Raw genomic sequence first — 23279 nt, 5'->3', positions numbered from 1 at the left:
CACCACAGGCTGCTAAAGATCGGCGCCGGCCTGTACCAACAGCATTTCCAGGTCCTGGTGGTTGCTCGCCCGAGCTACGTCGAGCGCAGTATCGCCATTCTCGGCGCGGAAGTTTACATCGGCACCGGCTGCAAGAAGCATTTCTGCAGTCAGAAGATCGCCAGTAGAAACCACTTTCATCAACAGTGATTCGCCATTTTGGCTGACATTAACGTTTGCCCCTGCTGTCAGCAAAATTTTCACCACCGATAACTGCCCCGCTTCAGCAGCACGCATAACGGGGGTATAGCCTTGCAGATCTTCAGCGTTTACCTTGGCTCCGGCAGATAGCAGCAGACGCGTAAGCCGGCGATCTCCTTGCCCTGAAGCGACTATCAGAGGTGTAACCTGATCGCGCTCAGCAAGATCCGGGTTGGCGCCCTGACTCAGGAGGTACCACACAACACGATCCGCCTTTGCTCGCACAGCAGCCATTAGCGGTGTGCCGTTTCCTGTCAGCGTATTCAGGGGCGCACCCGACGTTGTCAGTTTGCTGACAGCATCAAAGTCCCCTTCTGCTGCAGCCCGATACAGATCGGAGCCTGATGCATTTTCAGGCTGCGAGTCCAGATTGGCAGGAACTTCTCTGGAGGCACATCCGGTAATAAAAGTGAGCACTGAAGCGAGTAGCAGAACGAATAGCAGGTGCGAGGAGCGGGAGAAGCCGATTCCCTTGGCCATAACGAGCAGTCTCTGTCAGATAGAAGCGGCCTATTTTGAGCAGATGGTCAAAATAATTAAATCGAGCGGGTCACAACTCTGGCCCCTCTTGCAGAAGTTCACGGATAACCTTGCGCAAACGATCCTCGCCATCGCGCTGGCCTGAACATAACCCTTCGCGTTGCAGTTCCGCCCAACTCAAACCTTGAAGCACTGCCCGGCACCACAAGTTCGCCTCATCATGTCCCCTAAGCCAACTTGAAACGTCCAAAGCCATGCTTAATTCCCGCAATACCGGGAGCATCAGCCGAAACCCCCTGTGACCCTCAGAAAAATTCTGCAAGTCCCGGATATCTGCAGTATCTGGCCTGCTCCACGATGGCAGACCGGCGGTTAACTCAAGCAGCAACTCCGGCTCCAGGTCGCTCCAGTTCAGTGGCACAAGCGTCAGCCAGTGTCGCGCCAGCCGCACTCGCAGTTGCGAGGCCAAGGCCGCAGCGCGAGTGCTGTGGGCACGAAGCATCTGCACAGGAAACTCCCCGCTTGTAGCCTCCTGCTGCAGCCCAATGCGCACAAGCTCCAGTCCGCAGGAGACCCAGAAGGCGTAGAGATCGGAATTGCCACCAAAGCTGGTGCCTGTAAAATCCAGACCTTGTTGGTTCGCGCTCTCAGCCGCTGCAGCAACTAGCCGGGCGCCGAGCCCAAAGCGCCTGGCCTGAGCTGACACAGCTATGCGGATAATCCGCAAACCTCGCAGGCTTGCCGCTTCCGGGAATCCACTGTGGCTGGCCAGAGATTGTGGCAAAAGGTGCCCCCGAACCCGGCGTTTACCGCTGGCTACCAACTCGGCCAATTCATTACTCAACCCTCCTTCCACAGCGCCCCAAAGCAACCCAATAGTTTTACCATTCACAGTAGCTCGCCAGCTTCTGACTGCAGGATCATCCAGCCACTGCCGAAGATCTGCCGGCGTGGTTCGATAGTGGGCATCCACCAGCAAACCAAATGCATCCGCCAGCTCTGCCTCGGAAGCCCGGGCAGGATGCCAGGGCTCAATCACGACTTGGCTCACCGCTGTATCTGTCAGCTCAACCGGCTGGTGTTCGGCACCCAACAGGAAAAGATCAGATACAAGAGCTTCCAGTGGATCACCTTCTGCCCAGCGCACCGGTTCAGACAGCGTTTGTGACTGCCACTGGGGCGTCTTCTCGTCGAGTATCTGGCGAAAGCGGATGGCAAACCCGCGCCCGGCGCCTTCATAACCATGCACGGTGGAGGCAAAAGCCACCCGTGGCCAACCCAGAAGCACCCGCTTTAGCAAGGGCACCGGGATAGCGGCAGCTTCATCCACCATAACCACCTCTGCGTCTGGCTTTTCCCGTAACAAATCGCGAATGGACATAAATCGCAGACGGGCACCGGAAACGGTTTCAACTTGATCGTCACTCGCGTCCAGCACGTCTGAGCTCAAAGTTTCCCGGGCATGTTCAAACAGGGCGTTCACATTATCCCTGGAAGGAGCGGTTATCAGAATATTCCGGCGCCCCTGTTGCAACAACTGAGCGGCGGCCATTCCCAAGGCCGCAGATTTACCTCGCCCCCGGTCAGCAGTCACCACCAATGGCCGCCTCCTGCGCCCAAGCCCGAATGCCACCAACTTCCGGATCAGTTCCTGCTGATCGGGTGTTGTGGCCACAACGAATTCTGTGATTGTGCTGGACAACTCTGGCAGGGTCAGTGGCCGCTGCGAACCGAGCTGCACCCGGATCACCGACGAATCTGCCGCCAAAATGCCCGCCATCCGCTCCGCAAAAGGATGGGACTCATCGTGAGCCAGCCCCGTTCTGGAATAATCCGGATCAGCATAGTGCCCCCACTCATCCAGCGACGGCATCAACCAGAACAACAAACCACCGGCTTTCAGCGTGCCTGAGAGTGCCGCGAACCCATCCGGTGGATTGCCCCGCCAGCCGTCCCAGAAAACGACCGACGTTTCCCTGCCCAGCCATTGCCGCGCCTTGGCCGGCTCAATACTGGTCAGGCGGCTGTCTGGTGCATCACCAGCCCCTCCAACCCACAGCCCACCATCCAGCTCCAAAGCTGGCAACAGTGCCTGCAACCACTGCATGGCAAGATCACGGGCACCCTCCACCAACACCAACCGCCGCTGCCCGGCAGCCGCAAGTTCGGACTGCAAGGAACGCCAGGCGTCAGCGTCTGGTAAAAGGGTTTCCGTTACTGAGCTCATTAGCTGAGGTCTATACCATGAGATTTCAGATCACCAAGATCGCAATGCTCCAACGCCGCCTGATGGGTTGCACGCAACCGAACCCTTGGGGCCTTGCCCGCTTCAAAGGCTTCATGCCAACGAGCCGCACACAGACACCAGCCGTCTCCGGCTTTCAAGCCCGGAAACCCGAAGGCTGGCACCGGCGTGCTCAAATCGTTACCCCGAGCTTTGGAGAATTCCAAAAACTCATCGGTCATCACCACGCAAACGGTGTGAGAGCCATGATCATCCGGCCCTGTATTGCAGCAGCCATCCCGGTAAAAACCCGTTTCCGGATCCGTGCTGCAGGTTTCCAGCTTTTCACCGAGTACGTTAATTGATTCTTCCATTTGCATATTCGTCTCCTGTAACTGTCGGGGTAAGAAGCAGAGCGGGTCCCTTTCCAAAATCGTGCGGAGCCATGGATGGCGGAGCCGAGCGTACAGGGAGGTATTCACAGCGTATTTTGGAAAGGGACCCGCTCTGCTTCTTTGCACCCAATTAGAACGATGGGTAGAGAATGGTAAACCCACATGTTGCCAGCAATTATGCGGCACAGGTACCCCCACTACCAGTTGGCCAGTACAATAGCACCTATGCCAACAAACACCTCTGAAACCCTCGCCCTGGATCTGCCTGATTTTCTCACCAACGAGCAAAAGGCGATTATTACCGCCGGCTACGAGCACTCGGTGATCACAGCCGTAGCCGGCAGCGGCAAAACCTCCACGCTGGCCTGGCGCATTCGCTATTTGCTGCAGCAAGGACACGACCCTGCACGCATATTGGTGCTTATGTTCAACCGCAGTGCCCGGGTGGATTTTGAGCGCAAGCTTCAAGAGGTGTGTCACCAAAGCGGATTGGCACTGCCTGAAATCCGCACCTATCACGCCATGGGTCTGCGACTGTACAAGCGATTCGTGCGGGAAGGTTACCTGCCGGGGTTCTCCGAAAAAATTCTGACCGAACAGGAAATCAGCTTTCAGGCCTGGCTATTAATACGGAGGCTGGCACCGGAGGATCTGGCAGACGAGATCCGGCGCAACAAGAAAGATTTTGTAGAAACCGCAACCGGATTTATCGACATGGTGAAAACCACCCTGTCCCCCGCCGAAATCGTGTTTGAAGAGCTGGGCTACTCAGAAAAGCACCGGTACCTGATTGATCTGTTTCACAGCTTCGAGCAGTGGCGCAAAGGGCAAAGCCGAATCAGTTTTGCCGATATGCTGTACGAGCCAGTGATGGCCATACACCAGAACCCACCTTTACAGCGGCTGGTGGGCAACAAGATGGATCTGATTCTGGTGGACGAGTACCAGGACACCAACGAGATTCAGCATTTGCTGCTGCGCTACGTGGCAGGTGATCGCGCCCGGGTAACGGTGGTTGGGGATCCGGATCAGACCATTTATGAGTTCCGGGGAGCCAAGCCAGAGTTTATTCTCAAGCGCTTCAGCGATGAGTTCGAAAGCCCGCTGGAACAAACCCTCAGCTACACCTTCCGCTACGGCCACCGGGTGGCTTTGCTGGCCAACCACCTGATATGCCACAACACCGGTCGCAAGGACGTGCTGTGCCACTCCCACCCTTCCACTCCAGCCACGGAGATAGCCCTGCATCGGATGGAGAACGACGCAGATGCCGTACTGCAGATCCTTGGCGAAGAAGCAGAGAGCACCCTGGCCGATACTGCCATTCTGTTCCGGGTCTGGAGCCAGAGCGTGCCCATTGAGCTCAAATTGCTGGCGCGGCAGATTCCCTACCGCATCGATGCCGGCAAAGGCGCGCTCTTCAGCCGCGAAGTTCAGGCCATCACAGCACTGTTGAAAGTGGTTTCCGGAACACTGGAAAAACTGCCGGAAGAAGATCGCCTGGAACTGGCCCGCCAGCTTCTGCGCTTTCCCCATGTTGGCCTTAAAGAGCCGGAACTGGAGCAACTCGCACGCTTTCTCGCGGGGTTCGCCAATGGCTGGCACGAGCGCTTGCTGGCACTGGATTTTGGCGCTCTGGCGCCCATGGCGGCGCGTAAACTGCGCAAGCTGGGCGAGGTACTGGAGCAGTTGCGTGGCTATTCAGGCCCGGCAGCCGGCTTGATTACGGTTTATGCAGAGCACACCGAGTTGTATGAAGGTGTTCGCAGCCTGGCGCTGACCCACGACAGCGCAGAGGAACGCATTGATACCATTCACGGCTTCCGCGAGTACCTGAAAGGCCTGGGCGAGGATGCCAAGGGTGCACTTGCCCACCTCAAAGCCTTGCGGCAACAGGCCAATGAGAAACAGGGCGGCGCAGGGGTTTTGCTCTCCACCATTCATCGCACCAAGGGTTTGGAATGGCAAAGGGTGATCATCCCCGGGTTACAAGAAAAGTACCTGCCCCACAGCCCTCGCCCCCAGGACGACACTCGGGCCATTCTCGAAAGCGAACGGCGGCTGTTGTACGTTGCCATGACCCGCACCCGGCAATCATTGCATCTGATCACCCGGCCAGTGAGCAAACAACCCCATCTGGATGGCGACCAGGGGCCCAGCCGGTTTGTGGAAGAATTCTGTTTTGATCTGGCCAGGGAGTTCGGGAGCTGGCTCGATGAAAGGGTTCCGGATACTCACCATAAACTGAAACTGGAAGCGCCACTGACGCCGGTCAGCTCACGCTATGCCGCGCAAGAAGGCGTCACCCTTGAAGGCGAGGTGCATAACAACACTGGCAACCACGCCCCCCTATGGCACCAGTCGCGCCTTAGTCATTCCATATTTGGCGCAGGTACGGTGGTTGCTGAAGATGAGAGCTCTTTCGAGGTGCATTTCAGTGGCGGTGAAAAAATGCACTTCAGCAAAAAAAGCGCACACCTCTATTTCAGCATCCCACCCTTGTAAACGAGCAGGCAGTGCGGCATGCCAGGCAATCAACACGTACATTTCCTAATGTAACATTAACCATCAATTCTTTGTTTTTTGTAACCCTTTAGCTTAAATTACACATAAGTGTCATGCTAATCACTTATATAGCCCAATTATTCAGCACTCTATTTAATACGATAACCGAACAGGAGGTTCTGCATGAACATCATGCGCCCGATCGCGCTGGCTGCCATTGCCAGCACTTTTGCTGCCCCGGCTTTGGCTGAGCGCACGGAAACGATTTACATCAACCCTTTCGCCGCTTACCAGCTTTTTGACGATGACCGTGACTTGAGCGAGTCCGGTACGTTTGGTGTTGGACTGGAATACCGCTTCAGACCACACTGGGCAGTTGAAGCCATCTATTCACGCGCAGATGCAGACCGTAAATATGTTGCCGGCTCATCGGACTTTGAAGAACTCCGCATAGACGGTATCTACTACTTCGCAACTCCAGATAAAGCCTGGAACCCGTACGTTTCTCTGGGCGCGGGGCATGCCGACTTCGGTGTTGGAGACACTATCGGCTATAACACCTCAGGCACTGGCCATGACGAAACCCGTGTAAACGTGGGCACCGGCTTCCGTTATAACGTAACTGATTCAGTATCCCTGCGTGGCGATCTGCGTGAGTTCCACGGCATTGACGAAAGCACCTTCGATACCCAGGTTTCTCTCGGCATCAGCTTTGCGTTCAACCGCACTGTTGGAAGCGCTCCAGCACCTAAGCGCCCCATGGATTCAGACGGTGACGGCGTACCCGATTCCCGTGATCAGTGCCCCGGCACCCCAGCTGGCGCAACCGTTGACAGCACAGGCTGTGAGCTGGATTCAGATGGCGATGGCGTACCCGACTCTCGTGATGAGTGCCCCAACACCCCGCTCGGTGCAGCGGTAGACAGCCGCGGTTGCGAGCTGGACAGCGATAATGACGGCGTAGTCGACAGCCAGGATCTTTGCCCGAACACGCCTGCCGGCGCTGTAGTGGACGAAACCGGTTGTGAAGGCGTAACCGAAACCATCGAGACCTTTACCATTGAGGTTCAGTTCCCGACGAACAGCTCCGTAATCAGCAGCGCTTACGATGCGGAAATCCGTCGGGTTGCGGACTTCCTGAAGGAAAACCCGGAAACCATCGTGGAAATCGCTGGCCACTCCGATAACACCGGCAAGGCAAGCTACAACCAGTTCCTGTCACAGCGTCGCGCTGAGGCCGTTGCAGGCCGTTTGACTGGCCCTCTGGGAGTCGACCCTGCCAAAGTAAGCGCGAAAGGCTATGGCGAAGAAGAGCCTGTTGCCACTAACGCCACTGCTGCAGGCCGCGCCGAAAACCGTCGTGTTGAAGCGCGTATTCAGGTTCGTCGCTAATTCGGCAACCCTCTGAATGCAAGCAGTTGAAGTCAGTAAAGGCGCCCCCGGGCGCCTTTACTTTTTGGAGGCATCCAACATCAGATTTCTCGGGGTCAGCGCCCGAGGACAAAAATGACCAAGCCGCACACTGTATCCCTGCTCCTCAAGAAAGACCGCGTAATCCAGAACCAGCCACAACTCCAAGGGCCGGCGAAAAACGTGCCGAACAAGCTCATGGCGGTATACCTCACGTTGGCGGCGCTGACCATGCTCCAGCCAAAACTCAAAATCAGTGCTTTCGGGTAAGCAAAGCTGCTTTTTACTGGCAGCCCACTGACAAAAGGCGGGGAAACCTTCTTGAATACGGCCTGGCGGGTATGACGGCACAGGAAGGTATTGATCCACACCGCGCAGCGCTCTCTGAAGCCCGTCAAAACCCAAGCGCCACTGACTGAGCGTTTTCGTTCGCTCCCTCACTCCGGCTGGGGCGGTTACGGTTTCCCTTACGGCCAGACGCAGGTCACTGCGATCAAGCACAAGTTTTGGCTCGTGGGTGGCCGCACCTCTTGAAAGCGGCTTGTAAACACCCTCAATGGTTTTGTGATAGCAACAAGGTGACAGGCTCAGTCGCGGCAGCTCAGCAGCAACACCCCGTTTCAGCAACTGTCTGTGCAGGTCACCACAGGCGTGGAGTGCGGCCCCATGAACATTCTCAGGCACTGCCAGATCCTGCGCCATGACATCCTGACAGGATATTTGAACAGCATCTGCGAAACGACTGGCCAGCCGATTGCCATCGATGACCAGCTCCGGGTTCCATTCAAAACCTGTCACGTCGTTTTGGCTCTGCGCTGCCAGGGTTCGGGCCAGATGCCCCTTACCACAGCACCAGTCTACAATCGGTTGCTGCAGAGGCTTTAGCGCAGCCGTAAATGCCCCCGCCTGTTCCCGCTTGCGGCCGGGCATATCGGTTGCCCTGGTTTCCGGCAGCGTTGCTGCCAAAACTTCCGAATGATCAGGTGCCAAGTCCGGGCAATCTGTCAGGGCGGCGTACAGGGCCAGTTCAGGTGCATAACGTGAAGCGATGTGTGCGAGCTTTTCAGGCCCTTCAGCCAGCTCGGCACATTCATCGTCGGTGAGCCCTGCCACCCACTGGGCGAGCCGGGGATGGCTTTCAACCCAGGCTGGCCGCCGATCCGTGAAGGGCGCGGGTTGCCAGATGGAGCGGTGTGCTACCAGCCAGTCATTAAGGATTTGCCACCGAGTATAAAAGCACTCGATGGCCGGATGAGCGGTCACTCCTGATAACGCCCCGGGCGAAATGCATCCAGGCAAACCGCCGGCTCTTCACCGTCAATCACCTGTGCAATAACATCTGCACTGGCCGCTGCGAAAGTCCAACCGAAGGTTCCGTGCCCGGTATTCAGGTACAGATTTTGGCGTGGGCCACGGCCAATAATGGCAGGGCCGTCCGGTGTCATGGGGCGGAAGCCGGTCCAGGTTTCTGCCTGGTCCAGATCAGCACAACCGGGATAACGGGATTCAACCGATTTGCGGATGGTGGCTATGCGCGCCTCTGGAATATCACGATTGAAGCCAGCCAACTCCACAAACCCGGTAGCGCGCAAGCGATCCCCCAGGCGCGTGGATACAACCTTGTAGTTGTCATCATGAATTGTTGAAGTGGGCGCTCTGTCAGGGTTTTTCAGAGGCACAGTAATGCTGTAACCCTTGATTGGATAAATCGGCAGTTTCAGGCCCAGAGGCCGCACCAGCTCGGGGGACCAGCAACCGGCACTAACGACGAAGGCATCAGCAGCCAAGGCTTCGGTCTGGCCACGCTCGTTCCGCAGAACCGCCATTTCAACGTTCTGGCTGTTCGCGGTTAATTGCTCTACCTGAACGTTATAGCGAAACTTCACGCCTTTTTCTTCACACGCTTTTGCGAGCTCCCTGGAAAACAGGTGGCAATCACCCGTTCCGTCCGTGTCGTAACTCAGAGCACCATACAGCGGCCCATTTCTTGCCATTCCCGGCTCGGCCTCGTAAACCTGCTCCGGTGTAAGCAACCGTGTGGCTATACCCATCTCGTTCAGCAGGCGGTGTGTGCCACGGTAATCTTCCAGCTCTTCCGGGGTACTGGCAAGATGCAACAACCCGTGGTGCTCACCATCAAACTTCAGGTTCAACTCTTCTTCCAGCTTCAAAAAGCGCTCTCGGGAATGAATACCAAGCCGCAGCATGGCACGCTTGTTAAAACCGAACAGGCCGGGCGACCAGGCATAACGGAGCGTTGAAAGCATGAACTGTATGGCGGCAAGAGAAGGCGGCATCCGAAGCTTGAGAGGGCGATCCTGCTGCACCAGCCAAGGCAATGCCTTGAACACCATGCTCGGGTCTGCCCAAGGGTACACCACACCATAAGAGCGCTGAGCCGCATTGCCCTTACTGGTCTCATTCCCGGCCACGTCGTGGCGTTCAAGAACCGTCACCTGATGCCCGCGACGCTTCAGCTCCCAGGCTGTGGTTACACCCACTACACCGCCACCAATAACAACAACGTGCATCTGCACCTCCAACCTGAATCAAGCCTGAGCAATAACACTCATCTAGGAAAGCCCCTACGCGCCGAAGTAGGCCAATATACGGGCAGCTGATAAACTTGAGTGCTTCAAACACCAGAATAGCAGTTGAACCAACTGCCTGCATTGGAGCCTAGCACCAGTTTATGAGTAAAAAACGTCGCGAGATTCCCGTATTCGACCATCCGATTATTGAAACCCACTGCCATCTGGATTACCTCAAGGACCGCCCCCTGGAGGACATTCTGGAAGAAACGCGGCGGGTGAACATCGAGAGGGTGATTACCATTGCTGTGGCGCCAGGCAACCTGTCGACAGTACGTGAACTCAGTACAACAACTCCCTGGCTTTATGGAACACAGGGCATCCATCCCCATGAGGCGGAAAGCTACAACGATGCCGTAGAGCAGGAAATTCGCACCCACGCTCAGGATGATAAAATTGTTGCGGTTGGCGAAATCGGGCTGGATTATTTTTATGATAATGCAGATCGCGGCATTCAACGCGAAGTGTTCCGGCGCCAGCTTCAGATAGCCTGTGACAGCGACCGCCCGGTGGTTATCCATAGCCGTGATGCAGACGATGATACAATCGCCATCCTCAAAGAGTTTGAACAGACCCTAAAACGCCGTGGCGTAATTCACAGTTTCACCTCCGGCCCGGGGCTTGCCCAATACGCACTGGATCAGGGCTGGAGTCTGGGCTTTAATGGAATCACCACATTCAACAAGGCAGAAAACGTGCGGGATATTGTTCGTATGTCTCCCATCAGCCAGATCCTTCTGGAGACTGACGCGCCGTTCCTCACGCCGGTGCCCTATCGTGGCCGTGAGAATGCGCCTTTCTACCTACCGTTCGTTGCTGAAAAAATTGCCGAAGTGAAAGGCCTGCCTCTGGAGGAAGTGATTATCCAGACTTACAAGAACAGCCTGAGAACGTTTTTCCCGGAACCATGATAAAGCGCATCCCCGTTTCTGCATTGAAAGTCGGTATGTACATTACCGACCTCAACAACGATTGGATTCCCCACAACACTCAGCGCCGCCGGGGTGTCATCAAGCGCGAGCAAACCATCGAAAAAATCCGCAAGATGGGCGTGCAGTTTGTTTATATCGATGTGAAAAAGGGTAAGGACAGCCAGGATTCAGAAACCGCGGCCGAAGTAGATGCGCGTAATGAAACAGAGCTGCAAAAAACAGGTGAGCAGAAACCGGGCGTTAGGCCGCGGGTGCCTCTTTCTGAGGAGATGGTAAATGCCCTGGGCGTTCACACTGAAGCGCAAGAACTCGTCAACAGCTTCATGAATAGCGCGAAACTGGGCGCGCCTGTCGATGTAGCACCAATCCACAAGCTTGCAGACGAACTGCAAAACTCCGTAACGCGGAACGCCAACGCACTGGGGTGTCTGGGGCGAATCCGCGAAAAAGACAACTACCTGCTTGAGCACTCGGTTAATCTGAGCGTACTCATGACCATTTTCGGACAGTATCGAAAGCTCTCTGCAGACGTGATGCATCAAATTGTTGTGGGCGCCCTGCTTCATGACCTCGGTAAAGTTCTAACACCCGATGATGTACTGCACAAGCCAGGCCGACTTACGCCTGAGGAATATGAAGTCATGAAACTTCATGCCCGGCATTCCCGTGACATTTTGTCTGCAACTGACGGTATTGGCGAGCTTACCGTGATCACCGCAGCGCAGCACCACGAGCGCATGGACGGCCATGGTTACCCGGAGGGCCTGAAGGGCGATCAAATATCAATTTACGGGCGCATGGTGGCCATTGCAGATGTGTATGATGCCATTACCGCTGATCGCGTTTACCACAAGGGCATGACGCCCACACAGGGTCTGAAGAAGCTTCTGGAGTGGAGCGGCGACCACCTGGACCCGGCTCTGGTAAGGCAGTTCATCCGCTGCCTTGGCTTATATCCGGTGGGGTCACTTGTTCTGTTGGATAGTGGCCGGCTTGGCGTTGTGGTCGAGACTAATGAGGGCGATCAGCGGCTGCCGGTAGTTCGGGTGATGTACCACACCAAATTCCGGATGCCGATTACGGTGACAACCATTGACCTATCGAAAGCCGGAAACCAGGATCGCATACTGCGTGCGGTTGACCCCCAGCAATACAGAATTGATGTCCGAAAGTTTCTTAGCTGAATCATAGCTGCTTTGCCGCTTTATCCGACCTGGCCAAACGACAGAAAAACACCCATCAGAACCGGCGACAGGAATGATAATAAAAAGCCTGAAGCTATCGCGACCGGAACACAACTCAGCCCACCGTTACTGCGGATCACCGGCAAGGTGAAATCCATGGAAGTGGCTCCGCCGTAGCCGATGGCCATGGCTGGCCGGCTGCCAATCACCAGAGGAATGATCGCCAAAGCGATGATTTCCCGCAGTACATCGTTCATGAATGCCACACCGCCCCATGCCGGCCCAAGCGCATCGCCAATCACAATGCCGGATAGTGAATACCAGCCAAACCCAGAGGCCAGAGCAAGCACATCGTGCCACGGCAACCCCAGAACGGGTATCAAAAGGACGCCCGCCAGCAGCGAACTAAGCACGAGCATCAGGGCGATGCCCAAGCCCTGAGTGTTCATCAGCAGTTTTCGCAGGGAAAGCCCGGCATTGCGCAATTGTAAACCAATAAGGAACAACAACAGCATCAGGGACCAGGTTGCCAACTGCTCCGCTTGCGGCAGTGGCGGCAACAGGAAGTAGCCTGCAAGCATTCCCAGCAGCACCGCCAGTAATGGCTTCAGCGCTGCCATGAACAGCCGCACATAGCCCGTGCTTCCGGCGGTTTCTTCCCGATGCTCTGGCGTCATGGGCCGCCAGCGGTGAAACAGCCACAACCCTGCCATATTCGCCACAAACAAAGCCACCACCAGGGCTGACATTTGGCTCGCCATGGTGCCAAGCTGGTCCGTCAGCCCCTCAATCTGGCCCAAACCCAGGCCCAGCAAGGCCAAAATGAAGTACACCAGAGCCTCCACCGTGTAATGAATAACGGTCATTAAACGGCGGTTTTCAAGGGACAGGGCAAAACCAAGAAACAGCGGGGCAAGAATCAGCAGGGCGCCGGTAAGCATTAATGCACCACGGGATCAGTAGGCTCGGAGCGATCCTGAACCAGCACCCAGGGCGCCACAACGACAGCCCAAAGTGCAGCATCGCGCTCGTACCAGGAGCGGGCCAGATCAGGCGACACATCTCCTACTTTGCCTGTAGCCAGCCATTGCTCAAAGAGCGCGCGGTTATCTGCGGTGAGCTCAGAAGCCACATCCAGCAAATCCAGAGCCTGGTCAACACGCACAACCTGCCCCCGGGCATAGTAGGTTTGCAGCTCGTGCCAGCGTATGCGGGAGGTTTCCAGATTAAGCCTGGCTTTGGTTTCATCGTGATTTCGGGAAGACGACATAACAGCCTTTTGCAGTTGCGACAGTGTAAACCGGCAAGAGCTTAACCGATTGCACGGGCCTCGTTCCAGATTTCCCTGATCTGATCAGCCAACGTAAGCGGGTCAAAGGGTTTGGGAATGACACCGGCTGCGCCCAGAGCCAGATAGCTCCGAACCTCGTCGCTCTGAACCTTGGCAGTTATAAAAACCGCCGGCGTTTCGGCATACTCTGGCAGGCTGCGGATTGCCTTCAGGGTCTCAGGGCCATCCATCCCCGGCATCATCACATCAAGAATTATCAGCTGCGGTCTGGAATCAACAATCTGCTCTAGCGCCTGTTGCCCTGACTCACAGGCGATCAGCTCAAACCCACCAATGGCTTCAAGTGCCAACTCAGCAACCGATCGAATATCTGGCTCATCCTCAACCATCATAATTCGTTTCAGGCTCTCAGTTGGCATCGCGGCTTTCCTCCTTATGCTCAACCCCCAGCCGTCTCAACAGAATGAGACACTCAGGATCATCTGCCTGCCCAACCGCCAGCAACGCCGCTGCTCGCATCACCAGTTTGGATTGACTGACATTGCCCCTGCTTACAAAGTAAACAGCTCCAATCAACTCCCTGAGATCGAGCGGCAAGCGCCACTGTACCTTGATTCGATTGCCCAGCTTTTCTGCCCAATAGGCTAAAGCAGAATCAATCTGCTCAATCTCCGGTTGCTCACCACTTTCATCGCACTGGTTTTGCAGTACTTTCAAAGCAGCCAACTCTCCTGCTCGACTCAGCAGGCCTGCAGTAAAGTAAGGCGCTGGGGCGTCGCCAACTTTCTGAGCCAGCTCGCTGGCCGCCTCCGCAACCCGCAACGCCTGCTCCTGCTCCAACTGCGCTCGCTCCGCCAGGCGGTGACAGGAAAGCTTACCTGCAATATCCAGCGATAACGCCAGGGCCTGGTTCAGTGCCATGGCAATACCAATCGTACTAATCGCCTCTCTCAGAGTTTTTACCGATGTGCCAGAACGGCGAAAAGAAGCGCTGTTCGCCACATCCAGCATCTTGGCACTCAAGGCTGGATCCGTTTTCCAATGTTTTGCAAGCGCGACAGCGTCCAGTTCATCACGTTTTTCAAATAACTCCAGTACGGCGGCAGTATCAATCTGGCCCGGCAACTGAATCGCGGAATTGCAGGCCGCCTCCATTTTTTCATCCAGTGTACTGGAGGCTCCATCAAGATCGATTGATGCAGGCAACAGTTCTGTTAGCCTCTGGTGCAACATGTCTACCTGAAACGGCTTGCTGACATATCCGTTGATACCCAAATGGGCGGCCGCCAGAATAGAATCGCGATCTGCCCGGCCACTGATCATAAGTACAGGCACATCGCGGCTTGTTTGCCGCACCGCGCGAATCAGCTCAAGCCCTGAGCCATCCGGTAGATTCCAGTCAGCAATAACCAGATCCGCCGGCTGCTCCTGCCAGTTGCTGATTGCGGACTGCACCAAAGTAAAAAGCCGGATTACAGCGCCCGAATAAACCCCTGCTACTATCGTCTCAAGAAGGTCGCCAACCAGCTCATCGTCTTCGAGAATCAACACATGCATCACGACGCTCTCAGCTCTCATCAAGAATCAAAATAGTCTTCCCTGGCGACAGTAACACCATTGCGCCCTGCACGCTTACGCTCATAAAGTGCCCGGTCGGCAGCATCTATAGCATGCTCGCCAGTCTCGTAGGCATTCAGCGTGGCAACGCCTGCGCTAAAGGTTACCGAAAACTCCTCGTTGCGAGCATTGAACACCAAACGGGCGAAATCCTTGTTCAGCGTTTCAAGCACCTCAACGGCCTTTTCCAGTGAGCACTCAGGCAGCACGACGAGAAATTCCTCGCCACCATAACGACCTATAATGTCCGTGTTGCGCAACCGGTGACGCAGCAGGTTGGATAATGCCTTGATCACCATGTCACCAACCCCATGACCATAAGAATCATTAACCTGCTTGAAGTGATCCAGATCCAGCATGGCTACAACCGAGCTATGCCCGCTACGAGCACAGCGTGCGTGCTCCCGGTTAAGTTCTGTTTTAGCCAAAGCGTGCTTCAAAAGGCCAGTGAGACTGTCTAGTGAAACCAGCTTGTCGAGCTGTCGGGCACGGTAACAGCGGATTCTTGCGGTGCGCAGAAGAAACTCGTCGGACACAGGTTTGGTAACGAAATCATCGCCCCCGCGAGCCAAAACATCCAGCTGCAGATCGCGGTCTGCTTCTGATGAAAAGAAAATAATGGGAAGACTGAGCCACTCGGCCTGAAAACGAAGCATTCGAGCCAGTACCGGGCCATCGAACCGCCCCATTTGCACGTCCATCAGCAGTATATCGGGCCTGAAGTCTGCCAGCTCTGATAACAGGCGCGAGGGATCATCAAACGCTCGCACTTGCATGCCGCCACTAGTCAGCACAACCCGGTAGTGTTCAAGCAGCTCTCTATCGTCATCAACAATCATCACCCGGCCGGTGAGGGTTGCCAAACCCTCTGCCAGGAGCTGTTCCACCCGATCTGCAAGTGCCGGTATATCCCGGGGCTCATCAATACAGGCATCAACATTCAACCGGGCTAACCGGTATCGGGTTTCAAAATCATGATCGCCGCTAAAACAAATTGTGGGCAACTTGTGCAATCTGGACAGCCAGCTCGCGCTCTCATCCTGCAACAAGGTATCCCGTACCATCACCAGATCGATATCATTAACACTGGCTGGCCACTGTTCACCACTACTGAGACTGCGAACCTCATAGCCATAGAGTGCCAAACCCTGAGCCACCATGTCGCGGTGGCGCTTGTCCGGATCCACGACCAATAATACAAACCGATTCCCAAGCTCTACTTTCGCCGGCTTGTGCCATTCCGTAGATACGGGGTCGGCCACATCCAAAAAAGCACCTAGATTAACAATGCCATCTTTAAAATCACCGTCCAGCAATTGCTTCAATTGCTGCTGAACTTGCTCGCTGTCAGCTCCCTCAACTATCTGATCTGCCATAGGTTTGATGGCAAGCTCAAGCTTTCGAGCCTGTTCCCCGAGTTGAGAAAACCCCAAAGTACCAGCTGACCCCGCTAGCCTGTGCAACAACTGATAGGCAACAACCAGCTCTCCAAGCGCTTCAGAGCGTTGGGACGCGCTAAAAACACCATTTACCAGACTTTCGAGCTCACCTATCGTTTTATCCCGAAAGCGGTTGCGAAGAATCTCGAGTTTTTTCTGCACCTCAATCGAAGGACTTACAGGCATATGGGCTCTTGATAATTATCGCGCGTAAACGCTGTGAATTCTGGTTCATTTACGGTTCAATCAAAGCAAGTTTTACAGCAAATTGCCAGACAGGAGCACACTTTGAATCATTTATCTTTGGGCACGCGCCTGGCCATCATTGTATTAATAGGCTGCCTGGCAACCGTGGGCTCTGTTATTTACGCGGCCTACTCTGCTCTGCTGGAGGATTTCGCAACGAATTTGTCAGCTCAGCAGGAAAATGAAACAGCTTATATTTCCAAGCTGGTTAGCCAGGACCTGGGGTTCCGAACCAGAGTGCTGGCTCAGTCTGCGTCCATGCTGGGCAGCGACGGACAATTACTACCTCCCGATCAGTTAACAAGCATTCTAAAAAGGCAGCACGGCCTGGCAGAGCTGTTCTCCCACAGCCTGACTGTTCTAACCCCGGAGGCTCTGCTGATTGCCGAGAATATCTATGTTCCTGGGCGTGTAGGTACTCATTATGCTGACCGTCCACACTGGGAGAAAGCCATTGCAACCCAGCAATCCGTCATTAGCCGCCCCCTGATTGGGCGGGCAACGGGCATCCCGCTGATGGTGTTTATTGCTCCTATCAAGGGCGATAACGGAGAGCTACTTGGTTTCCTTTGCGGCACCCTGGAAATGGACGAGTCGCTACTGATACCAGATAGTGTGCGAAGAGATGCCACTGAGGATGCCATTTTTCTGGTGGTCGACTCGAGCAACTTCCTGTTTATCGCGGGCAGCCCGAGTGGCAACGCCATTGAGGAGCTTCCCAACCCGGGAGAAAGCTTGTTGATTGATGCTGCGCTGTCAGGTGTCCGGTTTGGTGAAGTTGCAACAAATGCCGGAGAGACACTGATCTATGCGACCAGCCATCTGCACCGCCTTGGCTGGCTATTTATCCGAGCCGTACCTAAATCCCTTGCTACAGCACCTGCCAAACAGGCCTTCAGCCGGTTTTTCCTCATCAGCGCAGGGGCGACTCTCGGCATATTACTAATGACATACATAGCTCTGCGCTCAACAGCAGCATCTCTCACACAGATGACCCACCGCATACGCTCAATGATCCAAAAACCTGAATCGTCTCGTCGCCTGAGAGAGCAAGGCGCGCCAGAGGTGAGAGATCTGGCGCAAGCATTCAATCAGCTAATGGATGAGCGGGATGCTAATAACCGGCTAAAAGACAACTTCGTTTCCAACGTCAGTCACGAACTGCGAACCCCTTTAACGTCCATGAACGGTGCCTTGCGCTTACTTCAGTCGGGCACTGCAGGTGAGCTGCCAGAGCGCGCAAAGGAGATGACAACGCTAGCCTTGCGCAACGGCGACCGCCTGCAACTGCTTATCGCTGACATGCTGGATTTTAATAAGCTTTCCAGCGGAAAAATGCGGGTGAATTTTCAGCCAGAGAACTTGCAGGCACTGTTTGCAGATACTGTAAGTGGCAACAAAACCACGGCCCGGGAGCTCGGCGTTAGCCTGACCGCTTCAGCCGCACCCGAAATCTCCCTATATACCGACGGTCATAGGCTGCGGCAAATTCTGGACAATTTCGTCAGCAATGCCATCAAATTTTCACCCAAAGGCGGTTTAGTCACAATCCATGCTGAACAAGTCAGCTCAAACAAGCTGCGAATCACCGTAAGCGATCAAGGCAAAGGCGTTCCCAAGGGATTCGAGCGGCAGATTTTCGACCGTTTCGCCCAAGCTGAAGAAGGCACTACCCGTGCAACTAATGGCGCGGGCTTGGGTCTTGCAATAAGCCGCCAGATTGCCGAACTTTTGAAGGGTTCTATTGGTTTCTACAACAAGGGTGGAGCTCATTTTTGGGTTGAGCTACCTTTGGACACTGCAAACATAGCGGAGGCGCCAGCAACATGAGGGAGCCCGACGTTCCTGCCAATGAAGGAGAGCGGCAAGCCGCACTGGATCAACTTCGGATTCTTGATACTCCTCCTGAAGAGCGCTTTGACCGCCTAACCCGAATGGCTGCAAGGCTTTTAGATGCTCCCATTGCGGTAATTTCGTTAATCGACCGCGATCGCCAGTGGTTCAAATCCTGCATTGGCTTGGATATGAACCAAACACCTCGGAGCCTTTCTTTCTGCGGTCACGCTATTCTAGACTCACACACCCTGGTGGTTGAGGACACCCTCAACGACGAACGCTTCCACAACAACCCGGTTGTACTCAACGGCCCTAAAATCCGCTTTTATGCCGGCAAGCCTATTCTTAGTGGCGATGGTCATGCCCTCGGCACTTTGTGTGTGCTCGATCACAAGCCACGCAAACTGAACGATGATGACCTGCAATGCCTGGAAGATATCGCCGCTTGTGTTGAGGAACAGATCAGCGCCCGCGCGCTGGCCATTCAATACCGGGACCAAGAACTGCAAAGCAAAAATGAATCTGTGATCATGCTCAAGCAGCTTGTGGATCTGGTGCCCGGGGGTCTCTACCAGTTCCGGCTTTTCCCCGATGGGCGCATGACTTTTCCTTTCAGCAGCAAGGGTATTGAGCACACATTTGGTATCACTCAAACACAGGCTCAGGATGATGCCGCATTGCTTTTCGCGATGATTGAGCCTGAGGATTATCCGGCAGTAGTGAACAGCATCAAGGAATCCTCGCAGCACCTGAGTACTTGGAATATCCAGTTTCGAATCCGCCTGCCAGAGGACAGTGTTCGCTGGATTGAAGGCCACTCCACTCCTCAGAAGTTGTCTGATGGTAGCATCATCTGGCACGGCTTCCTGGAAGATATTGATGATAAGAAGCGGGCACTTGTGGCTCTGGAGGAAAGTGAGCAGCATCTTCGCCGCCTGTTTGAACTGGCCCCAAGCGGTATCATCCTTGCTGACTACCGCACCGGAGAAATCATTGACGTAAACAACTCGATGCTAAAATCTACGGGTTATAAAAAGGAAGAATTTCTCAAACTTGGTTATCGCCAACTTCTCTCCCCAGAGCACAAATCCTTGCACGCAGAGATTGTTCCGCAACTGCAACAAACGGGGCACTTCGGGCCCATAGAGCGAGAAATAGTAGGCCGCAACGGGAGCAGCTATCCGGCAATTATTCACGCCATGCTGATACGCGACTCCTCCGGACGGAAACTGCTTTGGGTTCTGCTCGACGATATTTCGGAGCGTAAAAAAATTGAAAGCATGAAGAATCAGTTTGTATCAACTGTTAGCCATGAGCTGCGAACCCCGCTCACTTCAATCACTGGTGCCATCGGCCTTTTGTCTGGAGGGGCTGCCGGTGAACTGCCTCAGAAAGCGCAAGATATGATGGCCATTGCAGAGCGCAATGCCAAACAACTGGCAAGACTAATCGACGACCTTCTGGATATCGAAAAACTGGTTGCTGGCAAGTTGGCCATCAGCTTGCAGCGCCAGGCTCTATTACCTCTGCTCGAGCAAGCTGTTAGCGAAAACCAGGCCTATGGCGCTCAAAGAGAAATCACACTCCATCTTGAACCGGATATCCCAACGGCCGACATATTTGTAGATTGCCAACGACTGCTGCAAGGGCTAGGCAACCTTATTTCCAATGCCATTAAGTTCTCACCTGATAAAGGGCACGTTTATGTGTCTGCAAAACTGGAAGTTTCCGAAAGGGGCTCAAGGGTCACTATTACTGTGCAGGACAGTGGTACAGGTGTCCCTGAAGCCTTCAGGAATCAGATCTTTCAGCGCTTTGCCCAAGCAGACAGCTCCGACACCCGCAGTAAGGGCGGCACAGGCCTTGGACTGGCCATCACACGGGAACTGATTTCCGTGATGGGTGGCGAAGTTGGCTTTGAATCTTTGCCCAACCAGGGCGCCACTTTCTGGATACGCCTGCCGGTGGCTGGCAATCATGAGCCATAAAAAAACCGGCAGCCCAAAAGGGCTGCCGGTTTTAGCTCTGAACCTGTGAATCAGTTAACTCAGGCAGATTTGAGCATTTCACGCACCACATAGTGCAATATGCCACCGTGGTGGAAGTACACCGCCTCGTTTGCAGTATCAATCCGCGATTTCAGATCGCAGGTTGCTGTAGAGCCGTCCTTGTAGGTGACCGTCATGGTCAGGGTTTGGCCCGGCGTTATCTCGCCAGACAAACCGCTGATGCTGATGGTTTCTTCTCCGGTCAGCTTGAGCGTCTTACGATCAGTACCTTCAGGGAACTGTAAAGGCATTACACCCATTCCAATCAGGTTGGAACGGTGAATCCGCTCATAGGATTCAGCCACCACTGCACGAACGCCCAACAACCGGGTCCCTTTCGCTGCCCAGTCGCGACTTGAGCCAGTTCCGTATTCCTTACCGGCAATCACAACCAGCGGTGTTCCCTGCTCCTGGTACTTCATTGCTGCGTCATACACCGCCATTTGTTCCCCAGTGGGTACAAACTTGGTGAAGCCACCTTCAACGTCATCCAGCATTTCATTGCGGATACGCACGTTGGCAAAAGTACCCCGCATCATCACTTCATGGTTACCGCGGCGGGAACCGTATGAGTTGAAGTTTTGCGGCTCCACCCCGTGCTCCAGCAAGTACTTACCTGCAGGGCTGTCGGCACTGAAGGAACCCGCAGGCGATATGTGGTCCGTTGTTACGGAGTCACCCAACAAGGCCAGAATATTCGCATCAACAATATTCTCAACCGGATCAGGCTCTGGCCCCATGCCTTCGAAGAAGGGGGGATGCTGGATATAAGTGGAATCGTCAGACCAGGTGTACACCTTGGTTTCAGGCACTTCGATTGCCTGCCACGTAGCGTCGCCGTCGAACACAGCTGCGTATTCGGTGCGGAACATGTCTGTTTTGACCTTTTCCACAGCCTCAGCAACTTCCTGCTGACTTGGCCACAGGTCCTTCAGATACACCGGATTGCCATCCTGGTCTTTACCCAGCGGGTCTGTTTGCAGGTTCAAGCGCACGTTTCCAGCCAGTGCATAGGCGACTACCAAGGGCGGTGACGCCAGCCAGTTGGTTTTAACCAACGGATGTATGCGGCCTTCAAAGTTGCGGTTACCGGACAACACCGATGCCACAGTGATGTCGCCATCCGTAATGGCTTTTTCCACTGAATCCGGCAGCGGGCCCGAGTTACCAATACAGGTTGTACAACCGTAACCCACCAGATCAAAGCCCAGTTTGTTCAGATCGTCCTGGAAGCCGCCTGCGGCCAGATACTCAGTGACCACTTTGGAGCCTGGTGCCAGCGAGGTTTTTACCCAAGGCTTGGTTTTCAGGCCTTTTTCTACCGCTTTCCGAGCCACCAGACCAGCCGCCATCATCACACTGGGGTTAGAGGTGTTGGTACAGGAGGTTATTGCCGCAATCACTACCGCGCCTGGGTCGAGGCGAGTGTCCTGTCCGTTCAGGGTGATTTCGCGGCTGCAGGGGTGGTGATAACTATCATCAACGCCCACGGCAGTTTGTCCACCTTCCGACTTAAGCTCCATTTCACGCTTTTCAGTCGCTTCCGGGCCTTCCGGGCCACCTTCAGAGGTTGCCATCAACAGCTCGAAGGCCGCCTTCATGTTTTTCAGCGCAACTCGATCCTGTGGACGCTTTGGCCCAGCCATGCTGGCCTCCACATCGCCCATATCAAGCTCCAGCGTGGCCGTGTAGATCGGTTCGTGGCCTGGCTCACGCCACAACCCCTGTGCTTTGGCATAGGCTTCAACCAACTCAATCTGCTGGTCGTCACGTCCTGTCAGGCGCAGGTACTTGAGGGTTTGCTCATCCACCGGGAAGAAGCCACAGGTTGCGCCGTATTCCGGAGACATGTTGGCAATGGTGGCACGGTCTGCCACTGGCATGTCTTTAAGGCCATCGCCATAGAATTCTACAAATTTACCAACCACGCCTTTCTTGCGCAGCATTTCAGTAACGGTAAGAACCAGATCCGTAGCGGTAATGCCTTCGCGCAATTTACCGGAAATCTTGAAGCCCACCACTTCCGGAATCAGCATGGATACTGGCTGCCCAAGCATGGCGGCCTCTGCTTCGATACCACCAACACCCCAGCCTAGAATGCCAAGGCCATTAATCATGGTGGTGTGGGAATCTGTACCCACCAAGGTATCGGGATAGGCGATGGTTTTATCGCCCTGCTCTTTGTGCCACACGGTTTTACCCAGGTACTCGAGGTTTACCTGGTGGCAGATACCGGTTCCAGGTGGAACTACACGGAAGTTATCAAAAGCTTGCTGGCCCCAGCGCAAGAATTCGTAGCGCTCCTGGTTACGCTCCATCTCGATTTCAACGTTTCGACCAAAAGCAGTCGCCGTGCCAAACTCATCAACCATCACCGAGTGGTCAATAACAAGGTCCACAGGCGACAGAGGGTTGATCAGAGCAGGATCGCCACCGGCCTTTTTAACGGCCTCTCGCATGGCTGCAAGGTCGACAACACCAGGTACACCGGTAAAGTCCTGCATCAGCACCCTGGCCGGGCGGAACTGGATTTCGGTGTCTGAGCGCTTGTCTTTCAGCCACTGCACCATGGCATCTACGTGGCTTTGGTCCACAGTAACGCCATCTTCGTTGCGCAGCAGGTTTTCAAGGAGCACTTTCAGTGAAAAGGGAAGTCGGTTTATATCACCGAGGGTTTCTGCCGCTTTGGGCAGACTGTAGTAATGGAACGTTTTACCGCCCGCACTCAAGCTACTGAGTGTACTCAGGCTATCTTTTCCAAGGCTGTTATTCGACATGATTGTGCCTCCGTTCTTCGTCGTGATCCGAGCACTTTTACAACTGGCGCTGCGACCTCAGACA

At 54.8% G+C, this 23279-nt stretch carries 17 protein-coding genes; 6 read left to right on the top strand and 11 right to left on the bottom strand.

What is annotated here, in order from left to right; all coding sequences use genetic code 11:
• Window positions 1-12: 12 nt before the first annotated feature.
• From CDH47_RS00805 to CDH47_RS00795, 3 genes are all read right to left on the bottom strand, one after another.
• Window positions 13-720 carry an ankyrin repeat domain-containing protein gene (locus CDH47_RS00805; protein WP_100637936.1) on the bottom strand — a complete coding sequence of 236 codons (708 nt, stop codon included), beginning with the start codon at window positions 718-720 and terminating at the stop codon, window positions 13-15.
• A gap of 70 nt (window positions 721-790) precedes the next feature.
• Entirely contained in the window at window positions 791-2947 is a 2157-nt protein-coding gene (locus CDH47_RS00800; protein ID WP_100637935.1) for a tRNA(Met) cytidine acetyltransferase TmcA, read from the bottom strand.
• On the bottom strand, window positions 2947-3324 hold the full coding sequence (locus CDH47_RS00795; RefSeq protein WP_100637934.1) for a DUF2237 family protein: 378 nt from the start codon (window positions 3322-3324) through the stop codon (window positions 2947-2949). Before CDH47_RS00795 ends, CDH47_RS00800 begins: the two co-directional genes overlap by 1 nt.
• 192 nt (window positions 3325-3516) lie before the next feature.
• Between CDH47_RS00795 and CDH47_RS00790 the strand changes: the two genes are divergently transcribed.
• Together CDH47_RS00790 and CDH47_RS00785 are read left to right on the top strand one after the other, a co-directional pair.
• On the top strand, window positions 3517-5844 hold the full coding sequence (locus CDH47_RS00790; RefSeq protein ID WP_100638710.1) for an ATP-dependent helicase: 2328 nt from the start codon (window positions 3517-3519) through the stop codon (window positions 5842-5844).
• 183 nt (window positions 5845-6027) lie between these two features.
• A complete protein-coding gene (locus CDH47_RS00785) occupies window positions 6028-7236 on the top strand; it encodes an OmpA family protein (protein WP_100637933.1) in 1209 nt (402 codons plus the stop codon).
• Between the two features lie 57 nt (window positions 7237-7293).
• On the opposite strand, the gene CDH47_RS00780 is transcribed toward CDH47_RS00785, so the two are convergent.
• Together CDH47_RS00780 and CDH47_RS00775 are read right to left on the bottom strand one after the other, a co-directional pair.
• A complete protein-coding gene (locus CDH47_RS00780) occupies window positions 7294-8517 on the bottom strand; it encodes a methyltransferase (protein WP_239985538.1) in 1224 nt (407 codons plus the stop codon).
• Window positions 8514-9785, bottom strand: a complete 1272-nt coding sequence (locus CDH47_RS00775) for a D-amino acid dehydrogenase (protein ID WP_100637932.1) — start codon at window positions 9783-9785, stop codon at window positions 8514-8516. The genes CDH47_RS00780 and CDH47_RS00775 overlap by 4 nt, the downstream gene beginning before the upstream one ends.
• A gap of 161 nt (window positions 9786-9946) precedes the next feature.
• Between CDH47_RS00775 and CDH47_RS00770 the strand changes: the two genes are divergently transcribed.
• Entirely contained in the window at window positions 9947-10756 is an 810-nt protein-coding gene (locus tag CDH47_RS00770) for a TatD family hydrolase (protein ID WP_100637931.1), read from the top strand.
• Window positions 10753-11961 carry a cyclic di-GMP phosphodiesterase gene (locus CDH47_RS00765; RefSeq protein WP_100637930.1) on the top strand — a complete coding sequence of 403 codons (1209 nt, stop codon included), beginning with the start codon at window positions 10753-10755 and terminating at the stop codon, window positions 11959-11961. The genes CDH47_RS00770 and CDH47_RS00765 overlap by 4 nt, the downstream gene beginning before the upstream one ends.
• A 20-nt stretch (window positions 11962-11981) precedes the next feature.
• On the opposite strand, the gene CDH47_RS00760 is transcribed toward CDH47_RS00765, so the two are convergent.
• Genes CDH47_RS00760 through CDH47_RS00740 form a run of 5 tightly spaced genes read right to left on the bottom strand, consistent with a single transcriptional unit; the run spans window position 11982 to window position 16494 of the window.
• Entirely contained in the window at window positions 11982-12902 is a 921-nt protein-coding gene (locus CDH47_RS00760) for a LysO family transporter (RefSeq protein WP_100637929.1), read from the bottom strand.
• The gene (locus CDH47_RS00755; RefSeq protein WP_100637928.1) at window positions 12902-13231 is read right to left on the bottom strand and encodes a DUF2288 domain-containing protein; all 330 of its coding nucleotides are present in this window, start codon (window positions 13229-13231) and stop codon (window positions 12902-12904) included. The genes CDH47_RS00760 and CDH47_RS00755 overlap by 1 nt, the downstream gene beginning before the upstream one ends.
• Before the next feature lie 41 nt (window positions 13232-13272).
• Window positions 13273-13671: a response regulator gene (locus CDH47_RS00750; RefSeq protein ID WP_100637927.1), complete on the bottom strand. Its 399-nt coding sequence runs from the start codon at window positions 13669-13671 to the stop codon at window positions 13273-13275.
• Window positions 13661-14830 carry a response regulator gene (locus CDH47_RS00745; RefSeq protein ID WP_239985537.1) on the bottom strand — a complete coding sequence of 390 codons (1170 nt, stop codon included), beginning with the start codon at window positions 14828-14830 and terminating at the stop codon, window positions 13661-13663. Before CDH47_RS00745 ends, CDH47_RS00750 begins: the two co-directional genes overlap by 11 nt.
• Window positions 14830-16494 carry a diguanylate cyclase gene (locus CDH47_RS00740; RefSeq protein WP_100637926.1) on the bottom strand — a complete coding sequence of 555 codons (1665 nt, stop codon included), beginning with the start codon at window positions 16492-16494 and terminating at the stop codon, window positions 14830-14832. The genes CDH47_RS00745 and CDH47_RS00740 overlap by 1 nt, the downstream gene beginning before the upstream one ends.
• Window positions 16495-16596: 102 nt before the next feature.
• On the opposite strand from CDH47_RS00740, the gene CDH47_RS00735 reads away from it, so the two are divergent.
• The gene (locus CDH47_RS00735; protein ID WP_100637925.1) at window positions 16597-18384 is read left to right on the top strand and encodes a sensor histidine kinase; all 1788 of its coding nucleotides are present in this window, start codon (window positions 16597-16599) and stop codon (window positions 18382-18384) included.
• Window positions 18381-20378 carry an ATP-binding protein gene (locus CDH47_RS00730; RefSeq protein ID WP_100637924.1) on the top strand — a complete coding sequence of 666 codons (1998 nt, stop codon included), beginning with the start codon at window positions 18381-18383 and terminating at the stop codon, window positions 20376-20378. The genes CDH47_RS00735 and CDH47_RS00730 overlap by 4 nt, the downstream gene beginning before the upstream one ends.
• A gap of 59 nt (window positions 20379-20437) precedes the next feature.
• Here the strand turns inward: CDH47_RS00730 and acnA are convergent, their stop codons facing one another.
• On the bottom strand, window positions 20438-23215 hold the full coding sequence (gene acnA, locus CDH47_RS00725) for an aconitate hydratase AcnA (RefSeq protein WP_100637923.1): 2778 nt from the start codon (window positions 23213-23215) through the stop codon (window positions 20438-20440).
• Between the last annotated feature and the right edge of the window lie 64 nt (window positions 23216-23279).

Source organism: Marinobacter salexigens (assembly GCF_002806945.1).
Classification (GTDB): Bacteria; Pseudomonadota; Gammaproteobacteria; order Pseudomonadales; family Oleiphilaceae; genus Marinobacter; species Marinobacter salexigens.
Note: the sequence above shows the minus strand (reverse complement) of the source record. Positions and strands in the feature narration are given on the sequence as shown.

Excerpts from the sequence above, each read along its gene's own strand:
- CDH47_RS00805 (WP_100637936.1), bottom strand. The coding sequence starts at position 720 with ATGGCCAAGGGAATCGGCTTCTCCCGCTCCTCGCACCTGCTATTCGTT.
- CDH47_RS00800 (WP_100637935.1), bottom strand. The coding sequence starts at position 2,947 with ATGAGCTCAGTAACGGAAACCCTTTTACCAGACGCTGACGCCTGGCGT.
- CDH47_RS00795 (WP_100637934.1), bottom strand. The coding sequence starts at position 3,324 with ATGCAAATGGAAGAATCAATTAACGTACTCGGTGAAAAGCTGGAAACC.
- CDH47_RS00790 (WP_100638710.1), top strand. The coding sequence starts at position 3,517 with ATGCGGCACAGGTACCCCCACTACCAGTTGGCCAGTACAATAGCACCT.
- CDH47_RS00785 (WP_100637933.1), top strand. The coding sequence starts at position 6,028 with ATGAACATCATGCGCCCGATCGCGCTGGCTGCCATTGCCAGCACTTTT.
- CDH47_RS00775 (WP_100637932.1), bottom strand. The coding sequence starts at position 9,785 with ATGCACGTTGTTGTTATTGGTGGCGGTGTAGTGGGTGTAACCACAGCC.
- CDH47_RS00770 (WP_100637931.1), top strand. The coding sequence starts at position 9,947 with ATGAGTAAAAAACGTCGCGAGATTCCCGTATTCGACCATCCGATTATT.
- CDH47_RS00765 (WP_100637930.1), top strand. The coding sequence starts at position 10,753 with ATGATAAAGCGCATCCCCGTTTCTGCATTGAAAGTCGGTATGTACATT.
- CDH47_RS00760 (WP_100637929.1), bottom strand. The coding sequence starts at position 12,902 with ATGCTTACCGGCGCCCTGCTGATTCTTGCCCCGCTGTTTCTTGGTTTT.
- CDH47_RS00755 (WP_100637928.1), bottom strand. The coding sequence starts at position 13,231 with ATGTCGTCTTCCCGAAATCACGATGAAACCAAAGCCAGGCTTAATCTG.
- CDH47_RS00750 (WP_100637927.1), bottom strand. The coding sequence starts at position 13,671 with ATGCCAACTGAGAGCCTGAAACGAATTATGATGGTTGAGGATGAGCCA.
- CDH47_RS00745 (WP_239985537.1), bottom strand. The coding sequence starts at position 14,830 with ATGAGAGCTGAGAGCGTCGTGATGCATGTGTTGATTCTCGAAGACGAT.
- CDH47_RS00740 (WP_100637926.1), bottom strand. The coding sequence starts at position 16,494 with ATGCCTGTAAGTCCTTCGATTGAGGTGCAGAAAAAACTCGAGATTCTT.
- CDH47_RS00730 (WP_100637924.1), top strand. The coding sequence starts at position 18,381 with ATGAGGGAGCCCGACGTTCCTGCCAATGAAGGAGAGCGGCAAGCCGCA.
- acnA (WP_100637923.1), bottom strand. The coding sequence starts at position 23,215 with ATGTCGAATAACAGCCTTGGAAAAGATAGCCTGAGTACACTCAGTAGC.